This is a genomic window from Pseudomonas sp. R2-7-07, from assembly GCF_003852355.1.
Classification (GTDB): domain Bacteria; phylum Pseudomonadota; class Gammaproteobacteria; order Pseudomonadales; family Pseudomonadaceae; genus Aquipseudomonas.
The window spans coordinates 3402066-3423184 of record NZ_CP027759.1 but is presented as its reverse complement, the minus strand read 5'-3'; the positions used below and the strand labels follow the sequence as shown (position 1 = coordinate 3423184).

Sequence of the window (21119 nt, the reverse complement as noted above, 5' to 3'; positions counted from 1 at the left end):
TTCGCTCAGGGCTGTAGCATAATAAAATATTTCATACGGAAAACCGTGGGAGGTTGTTATGGCTGACAAGGTGATTACGGTAATCGGGGGTGGCGCTTCAAGCGTCTCCTTTGTCTATACGGTCTTAAATGGCTTAGGGAGATATGGCTGTCATTCGGATGTGTCGATATTCTTGGTAGACAGGCAGTTTCAATGTGGTCGCGGGCTTGCCTATTCTGAAGACTGCAGGACAAATATTTTAAATACGCGAGCGGAATTCATTTCGCCTTTTCCTGATCAGTCTGGGCATTTCTATCGCTGGTTATTAGCTAATCGTGAGATTTGGGAAGATGATTTCAGTGATGTTGAGTTGTGTCCGGAGGCGTTCCTACCTCGACCCTTGTTTGGTTTATATCTTGCGCACATGATTCAGCTCCTAGTCAAAAAAGCGGTAGAGCTCGGGTGTCAGTTGATTCCGGTGCGCGACGAGGTCGTCAACATGAGCTTTTCACATGACGGCAGGGTCGTAGTTTCAACGAAGGGGAATCTCTCGTTCCCTAGCGATCATGTAGTATTGAGCTGTGGTAACGCGTGTAGCTTGGAATACCAACACCTTACTACTATGAAAGGCTTTTTCTGCAGCCCTTATCCAATCAAACGCACATGCAGGCTGATTCAAAAGCAAGCGAGTGTTGCGATTGTTGGATCGAGATTGAGTGCTATCGATGCGGTGATAGGTCTTACTGCTAATGGCCATGAAGGGCCCATTACGTTGCATTCGCGCACGGGAGCCCTGCCAAGTGTCAGAGGAACTCAGGGGCGCTATAAGCCGGTGATACTGACACCGGAAACTGTTAGATCTTGTATCTCTCAAACTGGGGTGGTGCGACTTGAAGATGTGCTTCGTTGGACGATGCAGGAGTTGGCCTTGGAGGGCAAGCCGATATGCAGGCCTGACTGGTCAACAAAATGTTCTCAACGTCCAGCAGTAGAATTTCTTGAAGCGGAAATAGCTGCTGCCCATCATCCTCGATTTTGGCAATCTGTTCTTTATTCCACAAATGCCGTACTTGATTTGATATGGCCTGCAATGCCGGATGAAGATAAAAAGATATTCTTGGGTTACTCGAGTTGGTGGATGGCTCACCGTGTCTCTATTCCGGTTGAAAATGCGCTAAAGATTAAGTCATTACTTGAATCTGGGCAACTATCAATCATCAAGGGTGAGCTTGAGGCAATTGAGTGCGATGGGCGTTTTGTTTTGCAAGTGGCTAATCAGTCAGATAGAAGTTTCCATACCTACGATTCCGTTGTGGTGGCTACAGGCACGCCCCGTGATGTGACCAAGTTTGATAACCCATTGGTGCAACATATTCTTGAGCGGGGAATAGCGTGTGCGGACCCATTCGGCGGGGTGAAGGTATCCGCTGAGTCGGGCGGCTTAATAAATCAGTTAGGGCATGTGGATGACAGAATCATTGTTTTGGGAGAGCTGACAAGTGGTGCGTTCTTTTTTACCAGTGCTTTAGAGATAAATGCTCGTCATTCGGCGACGCGAGCAGAGTACATTCTGGCGAAATTGGCGCTGACTTCCGATACGCACGTGAATACGTTCGGTGCTCGATTGTCGGCATAGGATGACAGACGATTCTTTTTTTAAACATTTTCAGGATGTTTTCATACATGGAGTTAGCTTGTACCTAGCCGAATAGCTAGTGGCGAGTAAAGCGTTGATTTGCCACAATCGGAAGACCAGTTTCGATCGGTGGCGTGCCATGAGAGTCAATCTTGATGTTCAGTCGTTGCGAAGTTTTATCAAAGTAGGCGAGACCAAAAGCTTTACGCGCGCAGCCGAAGCGTTAAGCTTGACCCAACCCGCTATTAGTCAGCAAATCAAACGATTAGAGGATCTGTTGGGTGTTGAGTTGTTTGTAAGAGAAAATCGACAGGTATTACTGACCGTGGAAGGAGAAAGGCTTTTTGGTTATGCGAAGGATATTGTTATTTGTAACGATAAAGTCGGTGCGCTATTTGAGAGAGCCGAAAAGCGAGAAACACTCATAGTGGGCATGCCAGAGCATTTTTGTGAGAAGGTGCTCCCTAAGATTATTTCCAGCATGGCTACTCACTTTCCAAAAATACAAATGGTGGTCAAGGTTGCTAGATCCGGCTTGCTATTGGATGCGATAATAGAGGGAAAGATTGATCTGTGCCTCGTGATAGACGAACTGGAAAAAATGCATGAGCAACCGTGGCATGCGTTATCGGTCAGGTGGTTTGCCAGCGATAGTGTTGACATGGTCGATAAGCCACATGATATTCCGCTCGCCTTGTTCAAGCCGCCTTGTGGATTTCGCAGTCTTGCGATCCGAAGTCTGGAGGAGCGCGGCATTAAATGGCATTGCGTTTATGAGTCAGAGGACTTGATATCGTTGCGTTCTGCAGTGCAGGCCGGAGTTGGGATCACATTGCTTCCGTTTGTCGCGCAGGTATCGGGTTTAAAGAGTCTTGAAGGCATTTCCAGTTTGCCCGTGCTACCTCAGTTTGCCGTGATGCCAAAAGAACGAGCGGGTTGGAATCCCGTTTACAGGCGTGAGGTGCTTGAGTTGATTCGCTCCGTATGGGTTGCAGAGTACGTCAATGCTTCCCTATGACTAAAGTCTCACTCGCCGAAGACACAAACCCCGGCACTCGGCCGGGGTTTGTGGTATCGCTTTACAACCCTACTTCAACTTGGCAATCGCCGCATTCAGCGTGTTGCTTGGGCGCATGGCCTTGCTGGTCAGCTCCGGGTTCGGTGCGTAGTAGCCGCCGATATCCACTGGCTTGCCCTGTACGGCGTTGAGCTCGGCAACGATGGTTGCTTCGTTCGCGGCCAGGGTCTTGGCCAGTTCGCCGAACTGCGCTTGCAGTGCCGTGTCTTCGGTCTGGGCGGCCAGGGCCTGGGCCCAGTACAGCGCCAGGTAGAAGTGGCTGCCGCGGTTGTCGATGTTGCCGACTTTGCGCGATGGCGACTTGTTGTTGTCGAGGAACTGGCCGGTGGCCTGGTCCAGGGTCTTGGACAGGACCAGGGCTTTCGGGTTGTTGTACGTCACGCCCAGGTGCTCGAGGGACGCGGCCAGGGCCAGGAACTCGCCCAGGGAATCCCAGCGCAGGAAGTTTTCTTCCAGCAGCTGCTGCACGTGTTTCGGTGCCGAACCACCTGCGCCGGTTTCGAACAGGCCGCCGCCGTTCATCAGCGGCACGATCGACAGCATCTTGGCGCTGGTGCCCAGCTCCATGATCGGGAACAGGTCGGTCAGATAGTCGCGCAGTACGTTACCGGTCACCGAGATGGTGTCCAGGCCCTTGCGGGTGCGCTCCAGGGTGAACTTCATCGCGTCGACCGGGGCCATGATGCGGATGTCCAGGCCTTCGGTGTTGTGGTCTTTCAGGTAAGCCTGAACTTTCTCGACCACCACGCCATCGTGAGCGCGCTGCGGGTCCAGCCAGAAGATGGCCGGGGTGTTGCTGGCGCGTGCACGGTTGACGGCGAGCTTGACCCAGTCCTGGATCGGCGCGTCTTTGGTCTGGCACATGCGGAAGATATCGCCGGCTTCGACGTTCTGTTCCATCAGCAGGTTGCCCTTGCTGTCGGTGACGCGGACTACGCCGTCAGCCTTGATCTGGAAGGTCTTGTCGTGGGAGCCGTACTCTTCGGCTTTCTTCGCCATCAGGCCAACGTTTGGCACGCTGCCCATGGTGGTGGGGTCGAAGGCGCCATTGGCCTTGCAGTCTTCGATGACCGCCTGGTAGATGGTGGCGTAGCAGCGATCCGGGATCACGGCCTTGGTGTCGTGCAGTTGGCCGTCGGTGCCCCACATCTTGCCGGAGTCACGGATCATGGCTGGCATCGAGGCGTCGACGATCACGTCGCTCGGCACGTGCAGGTTGGTGATGCCTTTGTCGGAGTTGACCATCGCCAGCGAAGGGCGAGCGGCATAGACCGCCTGGATGTCCGCTTCGATCTGCGCTTGTTGCTCGGCAGGCAGGGCCTTGATGCGCGCGTACAGGTCGCCGATGCCGTTGTTCAGGTTGAAGCCGATCTGTTCCAGCACGGTCGCGTGCTTGGCCAGGGCGTCTTTATAGAATTCGGCAACGATCTGGCCGAACATGATCGGGTCGGAGACCTTCATCATGGTCGCTTTCAAGTGAACCGACAGCAGCACACCTTGTTTCTTGGCGTCTTCGATCTCGGCGGCGATGAACGCGCGCAGGGCTTTCTTGCTCAGTACGGCGGTGTCGATGATCTCGCCAGCCTGTACCGAGGTCTTTTCTTTCAGGACGGTGGCGGTGCCGTCTTGAGCGATCAGCTCGATTTTGACAGCATCAGCGGTTTCGATCTGTACGGCTTTTTCGCTGCCGTAGAAGTCGCCATTGCTCATGTGGGCAATGTGCGACTTGGAGTCGGCAGACCAGGCGCCCATCTTGTGGGGGTGCTTGCGTGCGTAGTTCTTGACCGACAGCGGTGCGCGGCGGTCGGAGTTGCCTTCGCGCAGGACCGGGTTCACGGCGCTGCCCTTGACCTTGTCGTAACGGGCACGGGTTTCTTTTTCCGCGTCGGTGGTTACGGTTTCCGGGTAGTCCGGCAGGGCGTAGCCCTGGGCCTGCAGTTCCTTGATCGCGGCTTGCAGCTGCGGGGTCGAGGCGCTGATGTTAGGCAGCTTGATGATGTTGGCTTCAGGCGTAACGGCCAGGTCGCCCAGTTCGGCGAGGTGGTCCGGGATAGCCTTGTCGCCCAGTTGCTCGGGGAAGCTTGCGAGGATGCGCCCGGCGAGGGAAATATCGCGGGTTTCCACGGCAATATCAGCGGAAGCGGTGAAGGCCTCTACGATAGGCAGCAGTGAATAGGTGGCGAGGGCTGGGGCTTCGTCGGTGAAGGTGTAGATGATCTTCGAGCGGGTGGGCATATTCGGATTAACTCTCTTCTTTGCTGAAAGCGTGCGCAGAAACTCGAGATGCGCCGGGTGGAGCGCGTTCGTTCAAAGTCATCCATGAGCGAAATGTCGAGGTTTCTTCGCGGTGATGTTGGGTTGCATCAGTCGAGCGTCAAGCGTTTGGACTATTGTAATAGTCCTGCTTTCTGGCTGAAGGCTACTGTCTAGAGCGGTCAACCGTCGTGACTCTTTGGTCAGCGGCGGCATTATACATAGGTCGCTATGCTTACGCTGAGCCTTCATACAAAAGGTGGGTCGTCCATTGGTCTAAAGGTCGCAGGCAGCGCCTGTGCGGCTAAAGTCGCACGTGGTGCTCAAGATTGGCGATTTTGCCTTTGCTTTCAGGCTTGTAGGCGACAATTTATGCTGTTTTCGATGCAAATGAGCATGGCGCAAGGTTTCAGTCGCCATTTATCTGGAGTAGGCTCGAACGCAGCCAGATGTTCAATCCATAGATGGAGTTCAGCATGGGATACAAGAAGATTCAGGTTCCTGCAGTCGGCGACAAAATCACCGTCAATGCAGACCATTCTCTCAATGTTCCTGACCAACCGATCATCCCCTATATCGAAGGTGACGGTATTGGCGTCGACATCAGCCCGGTGATGATCAAGGTGGTCGACGCAGCTGTTGAAAAGGCCTACGGCGGCAAGCGCAAAATCTCGTGGATGGAGGTGTACGCCGGCGAGAAGGCCACCCAAGTCTACGACCAGGACACTTGGCTGCCTCAGGAAACCCTGGATGCGGTCAAGGATTACGTGGTGTCCATCAAGGGCCCGCTGACCACCCCGGTCGGTGGCGGCATCCGTTCGCTGAACGTGGCCCTGCGCCAGCAACTCGACCTCTATGTATGCCTGCGCCCGGTGCGCTGGTTCGAAGGCGTGCCCAGCCCGGTCAAGAAGCCGGGGGATGTGGACATGACCATCTTCCGTGAGAACTCCGAGGACATTTACGCCGGCATCGAGTGGAAGGCCGGTTCGCCTGAGGCGATCAAGGTGATCAAGTTCCTCAAGGAGGAGATGGGCGTCACCAAGATCCGCTTCGACCAGGATTGCGGCATTGGTATCAAGCCGGTATCGCTGGAAGGCACCAAGCGCCTGGCGCGCAAGGCCCTGCAATATGTGGTGGATAACGACCGCGACTCGCTGACCATCGTGCATAAAGGCAACATCATGAAGTTCACCGAAGGTGCCTTCAAGGAATGGGCCTACGAAGTGGCGGCCGAGGAGTTCGGCGCGACCCTGCTCGATGGCGGGCCGTGGATGCAGTTCAAGAACCCGAAGACCGGCAAGAACGTGGTGGTCAAGGATGCGATTGCCGATGCCATGCTCCAGCAGATCCTGCTGCGCCCGGCTGAATATGACGTGATTGCGACGCTCAACCTGAACGGCGACTACCTGTCTGACGCCCTGGCGGCGGAAGTGGGCGGCATCGGTATTGCGCCGGGTGCCAACCTGTCCGACACCGTGGCCATGTTCGAAGCCACCCACGGCACGGCACCGAAGTACGCGGGCAAGGATCAGGTCAACCCGGGCTCATTGATTCTTTCGGCGGAAATGATGCTGCGGCACATGGGCTGGGTAGAGGCGGCCGATTTGATCATCAAGGGCACCAACGGCGCGATTTCGGCCAAGACCGTGACCTATGATTTCGAGCGCCTGATGGAGGGCGCTACGCTGGTGTCGTCGTCGGGCTTTGGTGATGCGCTGATCAAGCATATGTAAACAAGCAGAAAAACCGGCCGTGCTGATTAACTCAGAATGGCCGGTTGGGCTTTCAAAACTTTGCTCAGTGGCTGATCAGGCCAGTTGCGTCGTCGATTGCAGAGCAGGCGCTTCTACTTTCGGCGCGTCTTTAACAGCCTCCAGCGCTTTGATTTTTACGGCATGCATGCCCTTGGGGCCTTGAATAATCTCAAAGCAGACAGCCTGACCCGCTTTCAATGTCTTGTAGCCATCCATCTCGATCACTGAGAAATGCGCAAAAAGGTCTTCATCCTTGCCATCTTCAAGAATGAAGCCATAACCCTTGGCATTGTTGAACCACTTGACCTTACCACTAGCCATTCCCTTATCCCTCTGCACCAGACTCCATCACTGGAGTATCATCCTGTCTATCCGTCCTAACCCGAATAAATAAGGTTGACTGCGCGGACCTTTTTTACCCACTGTGGGCTCTATTGGTTGTAACACCGATTTGCCGATAGTCAAGGCGATCAACCGGTCAGAGTTGAAATTCTGACAGCTCGCCCCCACCACTGTATTTGAACCACTGACGAACCTTTCTTTCCATGCATGCAAATAGCCAGATTCGACTAACATTCAATCAGGATCGCCCGGATCAGGAACATGACGACGACGGTTCTGCAGGCATTGCTGTTCAGGAGGCCAAGCCTGCTTTACAGGCGCCGCCGATGTACAAGGTGGTTTTGTTCAATGATGACTACACACCGATGGATTTCGTGGTCGAAGTGCTCGAGGTGTTTTTTAACCTGAACCGCGAGTTGGCGACCAAGGTAATGCTGGCCGTTCACACAGAAGGACGGGCAGTATGTGGAGTGTTTACCCGCGACATCGCCGAGACAAAGGCCATGCAGGTCAACCAGTACGCCAGGGAAAGCCAGCATCCGCTACTCTGTGAAATCGAGAAGGACGGTTAACGCCGACCACTTGGGTATGAGGTGAAGCTATGTTAAACCGCGAGCTCGAAGTCACCCTCAATCTTGCCTTCAAGGAGGCTCGTTCGAAGCGTCATGAATTCATGACCGTCGAACACCTGCTGCTGGCACTTTTGGATAACGAAGCTGCCGCCACCGTTCTACGTGCGTGCGGCGCCAACCTCGACAAACTCAAGCATGACCTGCAGGAGTTTATCGACTCCACCACGCCACTGATCCCCGTGCATGACGAGGACCGTGAGACCCAGCCGACCCTGGGCTTCCAGCGGGTATTGCAGCGTGCTGTATTCCACGTACAGAGCTCCGGTAAGCGTGAAGTCACGGGCGCCAATGTGCTGGTGGCGATTTTCAGCGAACAGGAAAGCCAGGCTGTGTTTCTGCTCAAGCAGCAGAGCGTTGCCCGTATTGATGTCGTTAACTACATCGCCCACGGTATCTCCAAGGTGCCTGGGCACGGCGATCATTCCGAGGGTGAGCAGGATATGCAGGACGACGAGGGCGGTGAGTCTTCTTCTTCAAGCAACCCGCTGGATGCTTACGCCAGCAACCTCAACGAACTCGCGCGCCAGGGGCGGATCGATCCGCTGGTGGGGCGTGAACTCGAGGTTGAACGCGTAGCGCAGATCCTCGCGCGCCGCCGCAAGAACAACCCGTTGCTGGTGGGTGAAGCGGGTGTGGGGAAAACCGCGATCGCCGAGGGCCTGGCCAAGCGTATCGTGGACAATCAGGTGCCGGACCTGCTGGCCAACAGCGTCGTCTACTCCCTGGACCTGGGCGCGTTGCTCGCCGGGACCAAGTACCGTGGCGATTTCGAGAAGCGCTTCAAGGCGCTGCTCGGCGAGCTGAAAAAACGCCCGCAGGCGATTCTGTTCATCGACGAAATCCACACCATCATTGGTGCCGGCGCCGCGTCGGGCGGGGTGATGGACGCGTCCAACCTGCTCAAGCCGCTGCTGTCGTCGGGTGATATCCGCTGCATTGGCTCGACCACGTTCCAGGAATTCCGCGGGATCTTCGAAAAAGACCGTGCCCTGGCGCGCCGCTTCCAGAAAGTCGACGTGTCCGAGCCTTCGGTTGAAGACACCATCGGCATCCTGCGCGGGCTCAAGGGCCGGTTTGAAGCGCATCATGGCATCGAGTACACCGATGAGGCATTGCGTGCGGCGGCTGAGCTGGCGTCGCGCTACATCAATGACCGGCACATGCCGGACAAAGCGATCGATGTGATCGACGAGGCGGGGGCCTACCAGCGCCTGCAGCCGGTCGAGAAACGTGTGAAGCGCATCGATGTGCCTCAGGTCGAGGACATCGTGGCGAAGATCGCGCGTATTCCGCCTAAACACGTCAACAGCTCCGATAAAGAGCTGCTGCGTAACCTGGAACGTGACCTCAAGCTGACCGTGTTTGGCCAGGACGCGGCCATCGATGCGTTGTCCACTGCGATCAAGCTGTCGCGTGCGGGCCTCAAGTCGCCGGACAAGCCCGTGGGCTCGTTCCTGTTCGCCGGCCCGACCGGTGTCGGCAAAACCGAGGCGGCGCGCCAATTGGCCAAAGCCATGGGGATCGAGCTGGTGCGCTTTGACATGTCCGAATACATGGAGCGTCACACCGTGTCGCGCCTGATCGGTGCGCCGCCGGGCTATGTCGGCTTCGACCAGGGTGGCCTGTTGACCGAGGCGATCACCAAGCAGCCGCATTGCGTATTGTTGCTCGATGAAATCGAGAAGGCGCATCCGGAAGTCTTCAACCTGCTGTTGCAGGTGATGGACCACGGCACCCTGACCGACAACAACGGGCGCAAGGCGGATTTTCGCAACGTGATCGTGATCATGACCACCAACGCCGGCGCTGAAACCGCTGCGCGAGCGTCGATCGGCTTCACGCATCAGGATCACTCCTCCGATGCGATGGAAGTGATCAAGAAGAGCTTCACGCCGGAGTTCCGCAATCGTCTGGACACCATTATCCAATTTGGTCGCCTCAGCCATGAGGTCATCAAAAGCGTGGTGGACAAGTTCCTCACCGAGCTTCAGGCGCAGTTGGAAGACAAGCGCGTGCAGCTGGAGGTGACGGAGGCAGCGCGCAGTTGGATTGCGGAAGGCGGCTACGACGCGGCAATGGGCGCTCGCCCGATGGCGCGTTTGATCCAGGACAAGATCAAGCGGCCGCTGGCCGAAGAGATCCTGTTCGGCGAGCTTTCCGACCATGGTGGCGTGGTGCATATCGATCTGAAGGACGGCGAACTGACCTTCGACTTCGAAACCACCGCTGAAATGGCCTGATCGTTCACTGCAATAAAATACAAAGGCGCCGAAAGGCGCCTTTTTGCTATCTGGAATGCCATTACCAAAACGATGTGTTTCCAATGTGGGAGGGGGCTTGCTCCCGATAGCGGTATATCAGCCGCCCATGTGCTGGCTGACCCACTGCCATCGGGGGCAAGCCCCCTCCCACATTAGTTTTCAGGTGTCAGGTAAATCCTGTGCACACAAAAACGCCCGGCAGAACCGGGCGTTTTGTATTGACTTGCTTAGCGAGCGCGGTAAGTGATGCGCCCTTTGCTCAAGTCATAGGGCGTCAGCTCGACGCGCACTTTGTCACCGGTAAGAATACGAATGTAGTTCTTGCGCATCTTGCCGGAGATATGCGCGGTTACGACGTGCCCATTTTCCAACTCCACACGAAACATGGTGTTGGGCAGGGTGTCGACGACAGTGCCTTCCATTTCGAAGCTGTCTTCTTTCGACATGCAGTAAAGCCCTCGGTATCCAGTGAATGGCCCGGTGCAACTGCGCCAGGCAAAAGCGGCGTGCATTGTGCCCGAAAAAGGGTGTTCAAGCCAAGGGGTTCTAGTTAAGCGTTACCCATCTTTGATTAATCAGCAGCTCAATGGGCCGATATTGGGTCTTGTAGTTCATCTTTTTGCAGTTCTTGATCCAGTATCCAAGGTACACCGCCTCCAGTTCCAGGCGCAGTGCTTCACCTATCTGCCAGAGAATGGCAAAGCGTCCCAGGCTGCGGCGCTCTTCGGCGGGTTCATAGAAGGTGTACACCGCCGACAGGCCGTTGGGCAGCAGGTCGGTGACCGCCACCGCCAGTAGCCGTCCGTCGAGGCGGAATTCGTAGAAGCGCGAAAAAGGCAGGTCCCGCACCAGGAAGGTGGAAAACTGATCGCGGCTGGGCGGGAACATATCGCCGTCGGCGTGGCGCTGTTCGATATAGCGTTGATAAAGATCGAAGTATTCTTCGCTGTACTGCGGTTTGACCGCATCTACCGTCAGGTCGGCGTTGCGCTTGAGAATGCGTTTCTGGTTGCGATCCGGCACAAATTGCGCCACCGGAATCCGCGCCGGCACGCAAGCGTTGCAATTTTGGCAGTGAGGCCGGTACAGGTGATCGCCGCTGCGCCGAAAGCCCATCTCCGACAGGTCGGCGTACACATGCACGTCCATCGGTTGGCTGGGATCGAGGAACAGCGTAGTGGCCTGCTCGTCGGGCAGATAGCTGCAAGAGTGGGCTTGAGTGGCATAGAACTTCAAGCGCGCCAGCTCGGTCATGATCAACCCTCGGGATAAGCTTTGAAATAAGTGTAAGCCAGGTACGCGAATGGCGCCTAAGAAACCCACGGCCCAGAGCTGGGCACGTCCAGATGATTGCGCAGCCACTGCGCGAACTCACTGCGCGGTATGGCGCGTGCGCCCAGGCTGTGCAGGTGGTCGTTGGGCATCTGGCAGTCAATCAGCACAAAGCCCCAGGCCTGCAATTGCCGGGTCAGCGTGGCGAAGCCGAACTTGGAGGCGTTGTCGGCGCGGCTGAACATCGATTCACCAAAAAACAATTGGCCCATCGCCAGGCCGTAAAGGCCTCCGACCAGTTCCCCCTGGTCCCACACCTCCACCGAGTGGGCGTAACCACGCTGATGCAGCTCCAGGTAGGCGCTCTGGATGCCTTGCGTGATCCAGGTGCCATCGGCATAGGCGCGTGGCGCCGCACAGCCTTGAATAACCGCAGCGAAGTCCTGGTCGAAGGTCACGCGATAGCGCTGTTGGCGCAATAATTTGCCGAGGCTGCGCGAGACGTGCAGCTCGTCGGGGAATATCACTGTGCGTGGGTCCGGCGACCACCAGAGAATCGGTTGGCCTTCGGAGAACCAGGGGAAGCAGCCGTGACGATAGGCCTGGATCAACCGTTCGGCTGACAGGTCGCCGCCGGCGGCAAGCAGGCCGTTGGGTTCGCGCATGGCCTTGGCCAGTGGCGGAAAGGTGAGGGTGTCGCGTTGTAACCAGGTCAGCATGGCATCCAGGCTTACGGAAGGGGAGGGGAGTGGCAGGTGGTTGGGCCTGCCCCAAGCGGTGATTATTGTCGACACAGCGCCACGGGGCCAGCCCGAATAGGTTTTCGGCGCGGATTAGCGTGTAAGGGTGTTTCTGCAACTCTGTGCATAAGGCGCGGTCGTAATCGGGTCTGGCCAGTGCCGGCACTTTGCCAAGCTTGTCTGGTTTGCTAAATACAGCGCATAAGCCTTTGTCAGCAAAGACAATGCATGCTCAAATTGAACAGGCTGCAACACCTGGAGGGTTCACGCTGCCGGGTGACGGGCAAGTGCGTGGCATCGCGCACGCAAACCCGTACAATGCGGCGATCGTGGCGTTATCGCCATTTCGCCTATGGGTTTGGCAGTGTTAAAAGTAGATTCAGTAACATTCGTCATTTTTCAGCTGCTCGGGACAGGGCAGTCGTGTGCAGTCAATCAACAGATGGACGCGCTAAAAGGCGCAGGAAAAGACCCGTTTTGAAGAAATCCGCCGCAACACCCAAAGCAGCAGTCGTGCCGGCCTGGCGTCAGCACCTGCATTACCGACTCAAGGAAGGTGCGCTGATCGCTATCGGCGCGCTGTGCCTGTTCCTGATGATGGCCTTGCTCACCTACGGCAAGGACGATCCTGGCTGGAGCCATAACAGCAAAATCGACGACGTGCAGAATTTCGGTGGCCCCGTGGGTTCCTACAGCGCCGATATCCTGTTCATGATTCTCGGTTATTTCGCGTACATCTTCCCGCTGCTGCTGGCGATCAAGACCTGGCAGATCTTCCGCCAGCGGCATGAGCCGTGGCAGTGGAGCGGCTGGCTGTTCTCCTGGCGCCTGATCGGGCTGGTGTTCCTGGTGTTGTCCGGCGCCGCCCTGGCGCATATCCATTTCCACGCGCCCACCGGTTTGCCGGCGGGTGCGGGCGGGGCGCTGGGCGAAAGCCTGGGCGACCTGGCGCGCCGCACCCTGAATATCCAGGGCAGCACCCTGATGTTCATCGCGCTGTTTCTGTTCGGCCTTACGGTGTTCACCGACCTGTCATGGTTCAAGGTGATGGACGTGACCGGCAAGATCACCCTCGATCTGTTCGAGTTGTTCCAGGGGGCCGCCAACCGCTGGTGGGCGGCGCGTGTCGAGCGCAAGCAAATGGTTGCTCAGCTGCGCGAAGTGGACACCCGCGTCAACGAAGTGGTGGCTCCCAGCACGCCGGACCGCCGCGAGCAGGCCAAGGTCAAGGAACGCCTGATCGAGCGCGAACAGGCCCTGAGCAAGCACATGTCGGACCGCGAGAAGCAGGTGCCGCCGGTGATCGCTCCCGCGCCGCCCAAGGCGCCCGAGCCAAGCCATCGCGTGCAGAAAGAAAAGCAGGCCCCGCTGTTCATCGACAGCGCCGTCGAAGGCACCTTGCCGCCGATCTCGATTCTCGACCCGGCGGAAAAGAAACAGCTCAACTACTCGCCCGAATCCCTGGCGGCCGTTGGCCACCTGCTGGAAATCAAGCTCAAGGAATTCGGCGTCGAAGTGTCGGTAGACTCGATTCACCCAGGCCCGGTGATTACCCGTTACGAAATCCAGCCGGCGGCGGGCGTCAAGGTCAGCCGTATCTCCAACCTGGCCAAAGACCTGGCCCGTTCCCTGGCCGTGACCAGCGTGCGCGTGGTGGAAGTGATTCCCGGCAAAACCACCGTGGGCATCGAGATTCCCAACGAAGACCGCCAGATCGTGCGGTTCTCCGAGGTGCTGTCAACCCCGGAATATGACAATTTCAAATCGCCGGTCACCTTGGCCCTCGGCCATGACATCGGCGGCAAGCCGGTAATCACCGACCTGGCAAAAATGCCGCACCTGCTGGTGGCCGGTACCACCGGTTCCGGTAAGTCGGTGGGCGTGAACGCAATGATCCTGTCGATCCTGTTCAAATCCGGCCCGGACGACGCCAAGCTGATCATGATCGACCCGAAGATGTTGGAATTGTCGATCTACGAAGGCATCCCGCACCTGCTGTGCCCGGTGGTCACCGACATGAAGGACGCCGCCAACGCGCTGCGCTGGAGCGTCGCCGAGATGGAGCGTCGCTACAAGCTGATGGCGAAGATGGGCGTGCGTAACCTGTCTGGCTTCAATGCCAAGGTCAAGGAAGCCCAGGACGCCGGCACACCGCTGACCGACCCGCTGTACAAGCGCGAAAACATTCACGACGAAGCGCCGCTGCTGACCAAGTTGCCGACCATCGTGGTGGTGGTCGACGAATTCGCCGACATGATGATGATCGTCGGCAAGAAGGTCGAAGAACTGATCGCGCGTATTGCCCAGAAGGCCCGTGCGGCCGGGATCCACTTGATCCTCGCGACCCAGCGGCCGTCGGTGGATGTGATCACCGGCCTGATCAAGGCCAACATCCCCACGCGCATGGCGTTCCAGGTGTCGAGCAAGATCGACTCGCGGACCATCATCGACCAGGGCGGCGCCGAGCAACTGCTGGGCCACGGTGACATGCTCTACATGCCGCCCGGCACCAGCCTGCCGATCCGTGTGCACGGTGCCTTCGTGTCCGACGATGAAGTGCATCGCGTGGTGGAAGCCTGGAAACTGCGTGGCGCACCTGAATATAACGACGAGATCCTCGCCGGCGTTGAAGAGGCCGGTAGCGGCTTCGACGGCGGCAGCGGCGGTGGCGACGATGACGCCGAAACCGACGCGCTGTACGACGAGGCCGTGGCGTTCGTGCTGGAAAGCCGTCGCGCCTCGATTTCTGCGGTGCAACGCAAGCTGAAGATTGGCTACAACCGCGCAGCCCGCATGATCGAAGCCATGGAAAACGCTGGCGTCGTCACTGCAATGAACACCAACGGCTCGCGTGAAATCATCGCCCCCGGGCAGATGCGCGACTGATCCCGCGCCGCGTGGCAGCACGCGGCGCGCCCTGATTACTCAATGAGGATTCCCATGCGCATTATCCGCATGCTGTTGTTGCCGGTACTGGCCCTGACCGCCGCTTCGGCTCACGCTGACCCGGCTTCGGTGGCCAGCCTGAAGAACCTGCTGGACAAATCCCAGACCCTGACCGCGCGCTTTTCCCAGCTGACCCTGGACGCCGGTGGCACCCAGTTGCAGGAAACTGCGGGCGAAATGGCCGTGCAGCGTCCCGGCCTGTTCTACTGGCATACCGAAGGCAAGGCCGAACAGACCATCGTTTCCGACGGCCAGAAAGTCACGCTGTGGGACCCGGACCTGGAGCAGGCGACTATCAAGAAGCTCGACCCACGGCTGAACCAGACGCCAGCGCTGCTGCTGTCGGGCGATGTATCGAAGATCAACGACAGTTTCGATATCACCTCCAAGCAAACCAGTAACGTGATCGAATTCACCCTCAAGCCCAAATCCAAGGACACGCTGTTTGACAGCCTGCAACTGTCGTTTGGCAACGGTGTGATCAATAACATGCGCCTGATCGACAGCGTCGGCCAGCGCACCGATATCCTGTTCTCCGGGGTCAAGGCCAACCAGCCGGTGCCCGCGTCCAAGTTCAAGTTCGACATCCCCAAGGGTGCCGACGTGATCCAGGAATAAACTCCCCAGAGGTTTCAAACGCTGCCCATGGACCTGTTTCGAAGTGGCCCGATTGCCCAGCCCCTGGCCGCGCGCCTGCGCTCGACCAACCTGGATGAGTACGTCGGTCAGGAACACCTGCTCGCGCGCGGCAAGCCCCTGCGTGAAGCCCTGGAGCAGGGTGCGCTGCACTCGATGATTTTCTGGGGGCCGCCGGGGGTGGGTAAAACCACCCTGGCGCGGCTGCTGGCCAAGGTCTCGGATGCGCACTTCGAAACGGTCTCCGCCGTGCTGGCCGGGGTCAAGGAGATCCGTCAGGCGGTGGAAATCGCCAAGCAGCAGGCCGGGCAATACGGCAAGCGCACCATCCTGTTCGTCGACGAAGTGCATCGCTTCAACAAGTCCCAGCAGGATGCGTTCCTGCCGTACGTCGAAGACGGCACGCTGATCTTTATCGGCGCCACCACCGAGAACCCTTCGTTCGAATTGAATAACGCGCTGCTCTCGCGCGCGCGCGTCTACGTGCTCAAGAGCCTGGACGAGGCGGCGATGCAGAAGCTGTTGCAGCGCGCCTTGAGCGAAGACAAGGGGCTTGGCAAGCGCCAGCTGAGCGTCAGTGAAGAGGGCTTCAAGATCCTGCTCACCGCCGCCGATGGCGATGGCCGGCGGTTTCTCAACCTGCTGGAGAACGCCTCGGACCTTGCCGAAGATGGCGGCGAGATTGGCGTCGACCTGCTGCAAAGCCTGCTGGGTGACACACGTCGGCGTTTCGATAAGGGTGGCGAAGCGTTCTACGACCAGATATCGGCGCTGCACAAATCCGTCCGTGGCTCTAACCCGGACGGCGCGTTGTACTGGTTTGCGCGCATGATCGACGGCGGTTGCGACCCGTTGTACCTGGCGCGCCGCGTGGTGCGCATGGCCAGCGAGGACATCGGCAATGCCGACCCGCGCGCCCTGAGCCTGTGCCTGGCCGCCTGGGACGTGCAAGAGCGCCTCGGCAGCCCGGAAGGCGAGCTGGCGGTGGCCCAGGCCATTACCTACCTGGCATGCGCGCCCAAAAGCAACGCGGTGTACATGGGCTTCAAGTCGGCGCTGCGCGCGGCGGCCGAACATGGTTCGCTCGAAGTGCCGATGCACTTGCGCAACGCACCGACCAAGTTGATGAAACAGCTGGGTTACGGTGACGAGTACCGCTATGCCCATGATGAGCCGGACGCTTACGCGGCCGGTGAAGACTACTTCCCCGAGGAGCTGGAACCGTTGCCGCTCTATCAGCCGGTGCCCCGTGGCCTGGAGTTGAAGATCGGTGAGAAGCTCAATCATCTGGCCGCACTCGATCGTTTAAGTCCCAGGCAGCGGAGAAAATCATGATTCCTTTAGTGGTCGCCGTCTCGGCGGGCGGTATCGCGGGTACACTGCTGCGCTTTGCGACGGGTAACTGGATCAACGCGAATTGGCCCAAGCACTTCTATACCGCGACGCTGGCCGTTAATATCGTGGGCTGCCTGTTGATCGGTGTTTTATACGGCCTGTTCCTGGTGCGTCCCGAAGTACCGATTGAGGTGCGCGCCGGACTGATGGTTGGCTTCCTTGGCGGCCTGACGACCTTTTCATCATTTTCACTGGATACCGTACGCCTGCTGGAAAGCGGGCAAGTGCTGCTGGCGATTGGCTATGCAGCTATCAGCGTATTCGGCGGGCTGCTCGCCACCTGGGCCGGCCTGTCCTTGACCAAACTTTGATAAACGAGAGACCGACATGCTCGATTCCAAACTGTTACGTAGCAACCTTCAGGACGTAGCGGACCGCCTGGCATCCCGTGGCTTTGCCTTGGATGTTGCGCGCATCGAAGCGCTGGAAGAACAGCGCAAGACCGTCCAGACCCGCACCGAAGCACTGCAGGCTGAGCGGAATGCGCGTTCCAAGTCCATCGGTCAGGCCAAGCAGCGCGGCGAAGACATCGCGCCGTTGATGGCGGACGTCGAGCGTATGGGTACCGAGCTGTCCGACGGCAAAGCCGAGCTGGACAAGATCCAGTCCGAGCTGGATTCGATCCTGCTGGGCATCCCCAACCTGCCCCACGAATCCGTGCCGATTGGCGCGGACGAAGACGGCAACGTTGAAGTGCGCCGCTGGGGCACGCCCAAAGCCTTCGATTTCGATATCAAGGACCACGTTGTTCTGGGCGAATTGACCGGCGGCCTGGATTTCGAAACCGCCGCGAAAATGTCCGGCGCGCGTTTCGCCCTGTTGCGTGGCCCGATTGCGCGCATGCATCGTGCCCTGGCGCAGTTCATGATCAACCTGCACACCGCCGAGCACGGTTACGAAGAGGCTTACACCCCGTACCTGGTGCAAGCGCCGGCGTTGATGGGCACCAGCCAGTTGCCGAAATTCGAGGAAGACCTGTTCAAGATCAGCCGCGACGGCGAAGCCGACCTGTACCTGATCCCGACTGCGGAAGTGTCGCTGACCAATATCGTCGCCGGCGAAATCCTCGATGCCAAGCAACTGCCGCTCAAGTTTGTCGCCCATAGCCCGTGCTTCCGCAGTGAAGCCGGCGCCTCGGGGCGCGACACCCGTGGCATGATCCGCCAGCACCAGTTCGACAAGGTTGAGATGGTCCAGGTGGTCGAGCCGTCCAAATCCATGGAAGCGTTGGAAGGCCTGACGGCCAACGCCGAACGCGTCCTGCAGTTGCTGGAGCTGCCGTATCGCGTGCTGGCGTTGTGCACCGGCGACATGGGTTTCAGCGCCGTGAAGACCTACGACCTCGAAGTGTGGGTGCCGAGCCAGGACAAGTACCGCGAGATTTCGTCGTGCTCCAACTGCGGCGATTTCCAGGCCCGACGCATGCAGGCGCGTTTCCGCAACCCGGAAACCGGCAAGCCGGAACTGGTGCACACCCTCAACGGTTCGGGCCTGGCGGTAGGCCGTACGCTGGTGGCAGTGCTGGAAAACTATCAGCAGGCCGACGGTTCGATTCGTGTGCCTGAGGTGCTCAAGCCTTACATGGCGGGCGTCGAGGTCATCGGCTAAATGGAATTTCTGCCGCTGTTTCATAACCTGCGCGGCAGTCGTGTGCTGGTCGTCGGCGGCGGGGAGATTGCCTTGCGCAAATCCCGGCTGCTGGCCGATGCCGGGGCGTTGCTGCGGGTGGTTGCTCCCCAGATCGAAGACCAGTTGCGTGAACTGGTGCTGGGCAGTGGCGGGGACCTGATGTTGCGCGGTTATCAGGAGACGGACCTAGACGGTTGCGTGCTGATCATCGCGGCCACCGACGACGAGCCACTGAACGCGCAAGTGTCCAGTGATGCCAAGCGGCGCTGTGTACCGGTCAATGTGGTGGATGCGCCGGCCCTGTGCAGCGTGATCTTCCCGGCGATCGTCGACCGTTCGCCATTGGTGATCGCGGTGTCCAGCGGCGGCGATGCGCCGGTACTGGCGCGCTTGATCCGGGCCAAGCTGGAAACCTGGATTCCGTCCACCTATGGCCAGTTGGCCGGGTTGGCGGCGCGTTTTCGTGCCCAGGTCAAAGGCTTGTACCCGGATGTGCAGCAGCGACGGGCGTTCTGGGAAGAAGTGTTCCAGGGCCCGATTGCCGACCGGCAACTGGCCGGGCAGGGCGATGAGGCAGAGCGCCTGTTGATCGAAAAGGTCAATGGCGCGCCGCCTTACGCACCGGGTGAGGTATACCTGGTGGGTGCAGGCCCGGGCGACCCGGACCTGCTGACCTTCCGCGCCTTGCGCCTGATGCAGCAAGCCGACGTGGTGTTGTATGACCGGTTGGTGGCTCCAGCGATCCTGGAACTGTGCCGCCGGGATGCCGAGCGCGTGTACGTCGGCAAGCGTCGCGCCGATCATGCCGTGCCGCAGGAGCAGATCAACCAGCAACTGGTGGACCTGGCCAAGCAAGGCAAGCGCGTGCTGCGCCTCAAGGGCGGCGATCCGTTCATTTTCGGGCGTGGCGGTGAAGAGATCGAGGAATTGGCGGCCCATGGCATCCCGTTCCAGGTGGTTCCGGGGATCACGGCGGCCAGCGGTTGCGCGGCGTATGCGGGCATTCCGTTGACGCACCGTGACTACGCACAGTCGGTGCGGTTTATCACCGGCCACTTGAAGAATGGCACCTCGGACCTGCCCTGGCAGGACCTGGTGGGACCGTCACAGACCCTGGTGTTCTACATGGGCTTGATTGGGTTGCCGATCATCTGCGAGCAATTGATCAAGCACGGGCGCGCGGAAGATACGCCAGCAGCGTTGATTCAGCAGGGCACCACCGCCAACCAGCGCGTATTCACCGGCACCCTGGCCGACTTGCCGCGCATGGTGGCGGAGCATGAAGTCCATGCGCCGACGCTGGTGATCGTGGGTGAGGTGGTGGTGTTGCGCGAGAAGCTCAAATGGTTTGAGGGCGCCCAGTCTCAGGTGTGAGCCTTAAAAGCATCGGGAGCAAGCCCCCTCCCACATTTTGACTGTATTCACAGATCCAAGTGTGGGAGGGGGCTTGCCCCCGATGAGGCCATCAGCTTCAGCTCATCATCCGGATCAGCTCCACACACCTTTGCCATTCAACCGCTTCCGATCATGTCCAACATCAAACCGCTGCAGCGGCCCCTTCGGCACAATCCCCGTCGGGTTGATGGTGCGGTGGCTGGCGTAGTAATGCCCTTTGATGTGCTCAAAATCCACCGTCTCGGCCACCCCCGGCCACTGATACATTTCCCGCAACCAATTCGACAGATTTGAATAATCGGCAATCCGCCGCAGGTTGCATTTGAAGTGGCTGTAATACACCGCATCAAAACGAATCAACGTGGTGAACAGCCGCACATCCGCCTCGGTCAGGTACTCGCCGGCCAGGTAGCGGTGCTCGCCCAGGTGCTGCTCCAAATGGTCCAGCTCGGCAAACACGTCATCGAACGCACCTTCATAGGCCTGCTGCGAGGTGGCGAAGCCTGCGCGGTACACGCCGTTGTTCACGGCCGGGTAGATGCGTTCGTTCAGCGTGTCGATAGTCGGGCGCAATGCTTCGGGATAGAAGTCCAGGGTATTGCCGGTCAGCTCATCAAATGCGCTATTGAACATGCGGATGATTTCCGCCGACTCATTGCTGACGATGCGTTTGAGCTGCTTGTCCCATAACACCGGCACCGTGACACGCCCGGTGTAGTCAGCGGTCTCAGCGGTGTAGCGCTGGTGCATGAAGTCGAAGCCGTCGAGCGCGTCGCCGCTTGAGCCGTGGGCCTTGTCGAAGGTCCAGCCGTTTTCCAGCATCAGCCAACTGACCACTGAGACGTCGATCAGGCTTTCCAGGCCCTTGAGCTTGCGCAGGATCAAGGTGCGGTGGGCCCAGGGGCAGGCCAGAGAGACGTTGAGGTGATAGCGACCCGCCTCGGCCTTGAAGCCGCCTTCGCCACTCGGGCCGGGCTGGCCGTCGGCGGTCACCCAATTGCGGCGTTGCGCCTGTTCGCGCTGGAACGCGCCGTCTGCGCTACTTTCGTACCATTGGTCTTTCCAGTGTCCTTCGATCAGCAAACCCATGACTGGCTCCTTGGCTATTAAGCGTTGGAGCCCAGTCTAAAGGGATGAGTTCGAACTAAAAGCGCAAAGACCCGAGGTGAAT

At 58.5% G+C, this 21119-nt stretch carries 17 protein-coding genes; 11 read left to right on the top strand and 6 right to left on the bottom strand.

What is annotated here, in order from left to right; genetic code table 11:
• The first annotated feature begins 58 nt into the window (after positions 1-58).
• Together C4J86_RS15610 and C4J86_RS15605 are read left to right on the top strand one after the other, a co-directional pair.
• On the top strand, positions 59-1615 hold the full coding sequence (locus C4J86_RS15610; RefSeq protein WP_124371067.1) for an FAD/NAD(P)-binding protein: 1557 nt from the start codon (positions 59-61) through the stop codon (positions 1613-1615).
• A gap of 139 nt (positions 1616-1754) precedes the next feature.
• Positions 1755-2633, top strand: coding sequence for a LysR family transcriptional regulator (locus C4J86_RS15605; RefSeq protein ID WP_124371066.1), 879 nt, complete (start codon positions 1755-1757; stop codon positions 2631-2633).
• Positions 2634-2702: 69 nt separating this feature from the next.
• On the opposite strand, the gene C4J86_RS15600 is transcribed toward C4J86_RS15605, so the two are convergent.
• A complete protein-coding gene (locus C4J86_RS15600; protein ID WP_124371065.1) occupies positions 2703-4928 on the bottom strand; it encodes an NADP-dependent isocitrate dehydrogenase in 2226 nt (741 codons plus the stop codon).
• Positions 4929-5422: 494 nt separating this feature from the next.
• Here C4J86_RS15600 and icd point away from each other — a divergent pair, with 494 nt between their 5' ends.
• Positions 5423-6679, top strand: coding sequence for an NADP-dependent isocitrate dehydrogenase (gene icd / locus C4J86_RS15595; RefSeq protein WP_124363290.1), 1257 nt, complete (start codon positions 5423-5425; stop codon positions 6677-6679).
• Between the two features lie 75 nt (positions 6680-6754).
• On the opposite strand, the gene cspD is transcribed toward icd, so the two are convergent.
• Entirely contained in the window at positions 6755-7021 is a 267-nt protein-coding gene (gene cspD / locus C4J86_RS15590; protein WP_124371064.1) for a cold shock domain-containing protein CspD, read from the bottom strand.
• A 224-nt stretch (positions 7022-7245) separates the two neighbouring features.
• On the opposite strand from cspD, the gene clpS reads away from it, so the two are divergent.
• Together clpS and clpA are read left to right on the top strand one after the other, a co-directional pair.
• Positions 7246-7614, top strand: a complete 369-nt coding sequence (clpS, locus tag C4J86_RS15585) for an ATP-dependent Clp protease adapter ClpS (RefSeq protein WP_005789091.1) — start codon at positions 7246-7248, stop codon at positions 7612-7614.
• 29 nt (positions 7615-7643) lie between these two features.
• Complete coding sequence (gene clpA / locus C4J86_RS15580; protein WP_124371063.1) at positions 7644-9914, top strand: ATP-dependent Clp protease ATP-binding subunit ClpA; 2271 nt, start codon at positions 7644-7646, stop codon at positions 9912-9914.
• Between the two features lie 248 nt (positions 9915-10162).
• Here clpA and infA read toward each other — a convergent pair whose 3' ends face one another.
• From infA to aat, 3 genes are all read right to left on the bottom strand, one after another.
• Positions 10163-10381, bottom strand: coding sequence for a translation initiation factor IF-1 (gene infA / locus C4J86_RS15575; RefSeq protein ID WP_002553999.1), 219 nt, complete (start codon positions 10379-10381; stop codon positions 10163-10165).
• Positions 10382-10481: 100 nt separating this feature from the next.
• Positions 10482-11189: an arginyltransferase gene (locus tag C4J86_RS15570; protein WP_124367407.1), complete on the bottom strand. Its 708-nt coding sequence runs from the start codon at positions 11187-11189 to the stop codon at positions 10482-10484.
• Between the two features lie 56 nt (positions 11190-11245).
• On the bottom strand, positions 11246-11926 hold the full coding sequence (gene aat / locus C4J86_RS15565) for a leucyl/phenylalanyl-tRNA--protein transferase (protein ID WP_124367406.1): 681 nt from the start codon (positions 11924-11926) through the stop codon (positions 11246-11248).
• Between the two features lie 498 nt (positions 11927-12424).
• Between aat and C4J86_RS15560 the strand changes: the two genes are divergently transcribed.
• Genes C4J86_RS15560 through cysG form a run of 6 tightly spaced genes read left to right on the top strand, consistent with a single transcriptional unit; the run spans position 12425 to position 19927 of the window.
• Positions 12425-14833, top strand: a complete 2409-nt coding sequence (locus tag C4J86_RS15560; RefSeq protein WP_124363284.1) for a DNA translocase FtsK — start codon at positions 12425-12427, stop codon at positions 14831-14833.
• A gap of 54 nt (positions 14834-14887) precedes the next feature.
• Positions 14888-15511, top strand: a complete 624-nt coding sequence (gene lolA, locus C4J86_RS15555; RefSeq protein WP_124363283.1) for an outer membrane lipoprotein chaperone LolA — start codon at positions 14888-14890, stop codon at positions 15509-15511.
• A gap of 27 nt (positions 15512-15538) precedes the next feature.
• The gene (locus C4J86_RS15550; protein ID WP_124371062.1) at positions 15539-16864 is read left to right on the top strand and encodes a replication-associated recombination protein A; all 1326 of its coding nucleotides are present in this window, start codon (positions 15539-15541) and stop codon (positions 16862-16864) included.
• On the top strand, positions 16861-17235 hold the full coding sequence (crcB, locus tag C4J86_RS15545; protein WP_124363281.1) for a fluoride efflux transporter CrcB: 375 nt from the start codon (positions 16861-16863) through the stop codon (positions 17233-17235). The genes C4J86_RS15550 and crcB overlap by 4 nt, the downstream gene beginning before the upstream one ends.
• 16 nt (positions 17236-17251) lie before the next feature.
• The gene (serS, locus tag C4J86_RS15540) at positions 17252-18532 is read left to right on the top strand and encodes a serine--tRNA ligase (protein WP_124371061.1); all 1281 of its coding nucleotides are present in this window, start codon (positions 17252-17254) and stop codon (positions 18530-18532) included.
• The gene (gene cysG / locus C4J86_RS15535) at positions 18533-19927 is read left to right on the top strand and encodes a siroheme synthase CysG (RefSeq protein ID WP_124371060.1); all 1395 of its coding nucleotides are present in this window, start codon (positions 18533-18535) and stop codon (positions 19925-19927) included.
• A 114-nt stretch (positions 19928-20041) separates the two neighbouring features.
• On the opposite strand, the gene C4J86_RS15530 is transcribed toward cysG, so the two are convergent.
• Positions 20042-21037, bottom strand: a complete 996-nt coding sequence (locus C4J86_RS15530; protein WP_124371059.1) for a glutathione S-transferase family protein — start codon at positions 21035-21037, stop codon at positions 20042-20044.
• Between the last annotated feature and the right edge of the window lie 82 nt (positions 21038-21119).

Coding starts and splice junctions, on each gene's coding strand:
- C4J86_RS15610 (WP_124371067.1), top strand. CDS start 59: ATGGCTGACAAGGTGATTACGGTAATCGGGGGTGGCGCTTCAAGCGTC.
- C4J86_RS15605 (WP_124371066.1), top strand. CDS start 1,755: ATGAGAGTCAATCTTGATGTTCAGTCGTTGCGAAGTTTTATCAAAGTA.
- C4J86_RS15600 (WP_124371065.1), bottom strand. CDS start 4,928: ATGCCCACCCGCTCGAAGATCATCTACACCTTCACCGACGAAGCCCCA.
- icd (WP_124363290.1), top strand. CDS start 5,423: ATGGGATACAAGAAGATTCAGGTTCCTGCAGTCGGCGACAAAATCACC.
- cspD (WP_124371064.1), bottom strand. CDS start 7,021: ATGGCTAGTGGTAAGGTCAAGTGGTTCAACAATGCCAAGGGTTATGGC.
- clpS (WP_005789091.1), top strand. CDS start 7,246: ATGCATGCAAATAGCCAGATTCGACTAACATTCAATCAGGATCGCCCG.
- clpA (WP_124371063.1), top strand. CDS start 7,644: ATGTTAAACCGCGAGCTCGAAGTCACCCTCAATCTTGCCTTCAAGGAG.
- infA (WP_002553999.1), bottom strand. CDS start 10,381: ATGTCGAAAGAAGACAGCTTCGAAATGGAAGGCACTGTCGTCGACACC.
- C4J86_RS15570 (WP_124367407.1), bottom strand. CDS start 11,189: ATGACCGAGCTGGCGCGCTTGAAGTTCTATGCCACTCAAGCCCACTCT.
- aat (WP_124367406.1), bottom strand. CDS start 11,926: ATGCTGACCTGGTTACAACGCGACACCCTCACCTTTCCGCCACTGGCC.
- lolA (WP_124363283.1), top strand. CDS start 14,888: ATGCGCATTATCCGCATGCTGTTGTTGCCGGTACTGGCCCTGACCGCC.
- C4J86_RS15550 (WP_124371062.1), top strand. CDS start 15,539: ATGGACCTGTTTCGAAGTGGCCCGATTGCCCAGCCCCTGGCCGCGCGC.
- crcB (WP_124363281.1), top strand. CDS start 16,861: ATGATTCCTTTAGTGGTCGCCGTCTCGGCGGGCGGTATCGCGGGTACA.
- serS (WP_124371061.1), top strand. CDS start 17,252: ATGCTCGATTCCAAACTGTTACGTAGCAACCTTCAGGACGTAGCGGAC.
- cysG (WP_124371060.1), top strand. CDS start 18,533: ATGGAATTTCTGCCGCTGTTTCATAACCTGCGCGGCAGTCGTGTGCTG.
- C4J86_RS15530 (WP_124371059.1), bottom strand. CDS start 21,037: ATGGGTTTGCTGATCGAAGGACACTGGAAAGACCAATGGTACGAAAGT.